Source organism: Corynebacterium sp. ACRPF, from assembly GCF_022347395.1.
GTDB lineage: Bacteria > Actinomycetota > Actinomycetes > Mycobacteriales > Mycobacteriaceae > Corynebacterium > Corynebacterium tuberculostearicum_D.
In genome coordinates this window covers 1-1023 of record NZ_JAKRNB010000043.1, presented here as the reverse complement: position 1 = coordinate 1023, position 1023 = coordinate 1, and the positions used below count along the sequence as shown (strand labels likewise).

Genomic DNA, 1023 nt, shown 5'->3' with positions numbered 1-1023 from the left:
TTAACCTTCCAGCACCGGGCAGGCGTCAGTCCATATACATCAACTTAACGTCTTCGCATGGACCTGTGTTTTTGATAAACAGTCGCTTCCCTCTATTCTCTGCGACCCCACAACGCTTCCAGCCGCAAAGACCTTCACGTCGTAAGGCCCCCCTTCTCCCGAAGTTACGGGGGCATTTTGCCGAATTCCTTAACCACAGTTCACCCGAACGCCTTAGTATTTTCAACCTGACTACCTGTGTCGGTTTAGGGTACGGGCCATACACACACATCGCTAGAGGCTTTTCTCGACAGTACAGGATCACCACCATCAACCCCATTGGGTCTACGCATCACGTCTCAACCACACATGTGGCGGATTTGCCTACCACACGATCTGCACGCTTACACCACCAATCCAATAAGTGGCGTGGCTACCTCACTGCGTCACCCCATCACTTGAACCACACATCAGGCCCCACGACATCAACACCACCAATCTTCAAAGAAGACTAGCAGTGCATCCGCGGTGGTTAGTATCAGTGCTTTATCATGGGCGCGCATGTACGGGTACCAGAATATCAACTGGTTATCCATCGACTACGCCTGTCGGCCTCGCCTTAGGTCCCGACTCACCCTGGGAAGACGAACTTGACCCAGGAACCCTTAGTCATCCGGCGGATAGGATTCTCACCTATCAATTCGTTACTCATGCCTGCATTCTCACTCGCACACAGTCCACGCCTCCTTACGGTAACGCTTCAACCCATGCACGACGCTCCCCTACCCAAACAAAAAATGTTTGCCGCGGCTTCGGCGGTGTACTTGAGCCCCACTGAATTGTCGGCGCAGAACCACTCGACCAGTGAGCTATTACGCACTCTTTCAAGGATGGCTGCTTCTAAGCCAACCTCCTGGCTGTCTTCGCGATCCCACATCCTTTTCCACTTAGTACACCCTTAGGGGCCTTAACCGGCGATCTGGGCTGTTTCCCTCTCGACTATGAAGCTTATCCCCCACAGTCTCACTGCCGTACAACACAATT

Annotated in this window: 1 rRNA gene; it reads right to left on the bottom strand. The window is 52.8% G+C overall.

What is annotated here, in order from left to right:
* Window positions 1-1023 (bottom strand): 23S ribosomal RNA (locus MHX61_RS11225); the annotation flags it as partial.